The 4,018-nt window shown below is 65.3% G+C and carries 5 protein-coding genes; 2 read left to right on the forward strand and 3 right to left on the reverse strand.

Annotation, left to right across the window (positions count from 1 at the left end; genetic code table 11):
* Positions 1-736: 736 nt before the first annotated feature.
* The gene (locus ACCC94_RS28325) at positions 737-1,018 is read left to right on the forward strand and encodes a hypothetical protein (RefSeq protein ID WP_413352914.1); all 282 of its coding nucleotides are present in this window, start codon (positions 737-739) and stop codon (positions 1,016-1,018) included.
* A 48-nt stretch (positions 1,019-1,066) separates the two neighbouring features.
* On the opposite strand, the gene ycaC is transcribed toward ACCC94_RS28325, so the two are convergent.
* From ycaC to ACCC94_RS28340, 3 genes are all read right to left on the reverse strand, one after another.
* A complete protein-coding gene (gene ycaC / locus ACCC94_RS28330; protein ID WP_413352915.1) occupies positions 1,067-1,693 on the reverse strand; it encodes an isochorismate family cysteine hydrolase YcaC in 627 nt (208 codons plus the stop codon).
* A 50-nt stretch (positions 1,694-1,743) separates the two neighbouring features.
* Entirely contained in the window at positions 1,744-2,430 is a 687-nt protein-coding gene (locus ACCC94_RS28335) for a hydrolase (protein WP_413352916.1), read from the reverse strand.
* A gap of 97 nt (positions 2,431-2,527) precedes the next feature.
* The gene (locus ACCC94_RS28340) at positions 2,528-3,394 is read right to left on the reverse strand and encodes a pirin family protein (RefSeq protein ID WP_413352917.1); all 867 of its coding nucleotides are present in this window, start codon (positions 3,392-3,394) and stop codon (positions 2,528-2,530) included.
* Positions 3,395-3,496: 102 nt separating this feature from the next.
* Here ACCC94_RS28340 and ACCC94_RS28345 point away from each other — a divergent pair.
* Positions 3,497-4,018, forward strand: a 522-nt coding sequence (locus ACCC94_RS28345; RefSeq protein ID WP_413352918.1) for a LysR family transcriptional regulator, incomplete at its 3' end; no start/stop codon positions are given.

Below are 4,018 nucleotides of genomic sequence, written 5' to 3' on the forward strand. Positions count from 1 at the left end.
CATGGATGTCGCGAGAGCTGCGATGGGCCAGGGATGGCCCTTCGCAGCGTGCCCCTGAAACTCCGCTTCAACGAGGGAATTTTTCGCCTAGGCGAAAAACCGGATGTCCGGGGCAAGACCTTTGCCTACTTTGGGTCGTTTGCCAAAGTAGGTCGCCCGAGGGGGCGAAACACGGGGTCCGCGCGCACGCCAAAGCGACGCGAGAAACCCTGGCGCGATGCAGGCACATCGCGGACGGAGTCCGCTCCTACAAAACACAATCAAGGCCCTACAGGGGAGCACCTGCATTCCCACGGATTGGGAAGCCAGATGAGGCAGATTTCACTCTGTCGGCAATGTCCTGCCTCGGTATCGCGGTCACCAACCGAAAAGTCCCACAGGCCATTAGCCTTGCGGGCCTACGAGCGCCGTCCCTAGCCTCTGGTTCGCCGCAGCGTCATCGCGGTCGGGTGTAGGAACCTGATAGAGCTAGAACAGCGGTAGCACCGTAGCCACGATTCGCAGCAGTTTTCCTGCGACCTCGTGCATTTATGGCGGCCGTGTGAGGAGGCTTCGGCCTGCCCGTTTTGGCTCTGGACGGGTTTCCTACCCTTGCACGGTCCGCCTCTCTACCCGTAGGAAGGTCGATTGGCGGTTACTTGATCTTTCAAGAGAGCCGACATGAACTATCCCCCTTTCTCCCCCGCGCACCACCGTCCGCCTCACCCCGCTTCAACCCTCCACCCGGAGGTCCCCCATGCGTGAATTCCTGCCTATTCCCCTCACCGGCCAGTTCGGCGAGGAAGTCCTTTTCATCAACGCCCTCGCCCCGGTCGAACACCTGCGCGAAGCCGCCCTGCGCCGCATCACGGCGGTAGAAGACCTGCTGCAACCGATGGAAGACGACAGCGACAGCGGCCTCATCCGCGCCACCGCCCGCTTCGCCTCCGCCCTCGCCCCGCTGGTCTGCGAAGCCCGCCAGCTCTATGAGCTGGCCCTGGAACGCCCCGGCTACATAGCCGGCCCGAAAGAACGATGACTACCCCGCCGGGCCGGCCTCGCTGCGCCGGCCCGGCGGACACCCACCTTATTTCTTCGCGGTGAGGGTGCTGTAGCTGGTGATCAGGTTGCGGTAGTCAGGGATGTGGTTGGAGAACAGCGCAGCCAGGCCTTCGATGTCGTTGCGCCAATCGCGGTGCAGCTCACAGGCCACGCCGAACCAGGTCATCATCTGCGCGCCGGCAGCCTCCATGCGGCGCCAGGCGGCATCACGGGTGACTTCGTTGAAGGTGCCCGAAGCATCGGCGACCACGAACACGTCGAAACCCTCTTCCAGCGCCGACAGCGCCGGGAAGGCCACGCAGACCTCGGTGACCACGCCGGCGATGATCAGCTGTTTCTTGCCGGTGGCCTTCACCGCCTTGACGAAGTCCTCGTTGTCCCAGGCGTTGATGTTGCCGGGCCGGGCGATGTAGGGCGCGTCGGGGAACAGGTCCTTGAGTTCGGGAACCAGCGGGCCGTTGGGGCCGCTCTCGAAGCTGGTGGTGAGGATGGTCGGCAGCTTGAAGTACTTGGCCAGGTCGGCCAGGGCCAGGACGTTGTTCTTGAATTTGTCCGGTTCGATGTCGCGCACCAGCGAGAGCAGACCGGCCTGGTGGTCGACCAGCAATACGGCGGCCTGGGTCTTGTCGAGACGGACGTAGGGCTTGCTCATGGCGTTTCCTCGTTGGGGTTGAAGCCCGGCCGGAGCCGGGCGGGGTTGGATCAGCGCTGGGAGTCCAGCACTTCGTGTTCGGTCACCACCTGCTGGGCCTTGGTGTAGCTTTCGATCAGCAGGCGGTAGTGCGGGAAGATCAGGCTGTAGGCCTCGGCCCACTGCGCGGCGTCCGGGCGGTTCCAGGTGCGCTGGATTTCCGAGGCCACGGCGGCGGTATCCATGGGCACCACACCGGCCTGGACGACACGGGCCAGGGTGATTTCCTGTGCGGCCTTGGAGTAGGTGCCGGAGGCGTCGATCACGGCGAATACCCGGTAGCCGGCGTTGACTGCGGCAATTGCCGGGAAGGCCATGCACACGCTGGTGATGGTGCCGGCGATCACCAGGGTCTTCTTGCCGGTGGCCTCGACGGCGGCGACGAATTCAGGGTTGTCCCAGGCGTTGATCTCACCCTTGCGCGCCACGTACTGCGCATGCGGCGCGGCCTCGGGGATCTCGGGGATCAGGGGGCCATTGGGGCCCTGCGGCACCGAGGCCGTGGTGATCACCGGGATCTTCGCCAGGGTGGCGATCCGCGCCAGGGTGATGGCGTTGTTGCGCAGCTCGGTCATGGGCATGTCCTTGACCGTCTGGAACAGGCCGCTCTGGTGGTCGATGAGCAGCATGGCGGTATCGTCCGGATCGATCACCGGGCGCTGGCCGTTGAAGTTGGCAATCTGAGAGAAGTTGGTCATGTCGGTTTCTCCTGGTAAGGCCTCCCGCCTTTATGGCCCGCGCCTCCTGCGCGGGCGTTTATCCAGACTAGGCGACGCCTGAGTCCGGGGTATGACATCAGCGAGTCATCTGTCCGAAACGGCCGCTCTGGACGTCGGCAATGGCCTGCTGGATCTCGCTTTCGCTGTTCATCACGAAGGGGCCATAGCCCACGATGGGCTCGTTCAGCGGCTCGCCGCTGAGCAGCAGCACCAGGGCGTCGGTCTCGGCTTCCAGCAGCAGGCTGTCGCCGCGCCTGTCGAACAGGGCCAGTTGGCCTTCGCGCAGTGCTTCGCCGCTACCCAGCCGGACGTTGCCGCGCAGCACCACCAGGGCGGTGTTGCGCCCGGCCTTGACCGTCAGTTCCAGCGGACGGCCGGGTTGCAGGTGCAGGTCCCAGACATCCAGCGGGCTGAAGGTGTGGGCCGGGCCGACGTGGCCGGCGTAGTCGCCGGCGATCACCCGCAGGCTGCCGGCGCCGTCGGCCAGTTCGATGCGCGGAATGTCGCCGCTCAGCAGCGTCTGGTAAGCCGCTGCGGTGCGCTTGTGACGGGCCGGCAGGTTGACCCACAGCTGGGCCATGTGCAGGTTGCCGCCACTGCGGGCGAAGTCCGGCGAGTGGTATTCCTCGTGGAGGATGCCGTCGCCGGCGGTCATCCATTGCACGTCGCCCGGGCCGATGCGGCCGCCGCCACCGCTGGAGTCGCGGTGCTCCAGCTCGCCCTCATAGACCAGGGTCACCGTCTCGAAGCCCCGATGCGGGTGCTGGCCAACGCCACGGCGCACCGAACTGGGGCCGAAAGCGTGGGGGCCGGCGTGGTCGAGCAGCAGGAAGGGGCTGAGGTGCTCGCCGAGGCTGTCGTAGGAAAACAGTGTGCGAACCGGGAAGCCGTCACCGACCCAATGCGGTCGCGCGGCGCTGTAGATGCCAAGAATCTGTTTCATGGGGTGCCTCCTGTCAGTGCATGGAGGTCACGATACGGATGGAACAATTGCCTCGGTAGTCAGCAAAAACTACTATCAGTGTTCCACTAAAGGAACACTGGAATGGACGATCTCAACGACCTCTATTACTTCGCCCAAGTGGTCGAGCACGGCGGTTTCACCCCCGCCGGCCGCGCCCTGGACGAGCCGAAGTCGAAGCTCAGCCGGCGCATCGCCGCGCTGGAGGAGCGCCTGGGCGTGCGGCTGATCCAGCGTTCGACGCGGCACTTTTCGGTGACCGAGATCGGCCAGGTGTTCTACCGGCACTGCGTGGCGATGCTGGTGGAAGCGGCGGCTGCCACCGAGGCCGTCGAGCAGCATCGCTCCGAACCGCGCGGGGTGGTGAACCTGAGCTGCCCGACGGCGCTGCTGAACTTCTGGGTCGGCCCGATGCTGGCGCGCTTCATGGTGCAGTACCCGCTGGTGGAACTGCATGTGCAGAGCACCAACCGCCAGGTGGACCTGATCCAGGAAGGCATCGACATCGCCCTGCGGGTGCGCTTTCCGCCGCTGGAAAGCAGTGATCTGGTCATGAAGGTGCTGGGGGAAAGCCGGCAGTGCGTGGTAGGCGCCCCGGCGCTGCGC

The sequence above is a fragment of the Pseudomonas sp. Pseusp97 genome (assembly GCF_047304025.1).
GTDB lineage: Bacteria > Pseudomonadota > Gammaproteobacteria > Pseudomonadales > Pseudomonadaceae > Pseudomonas.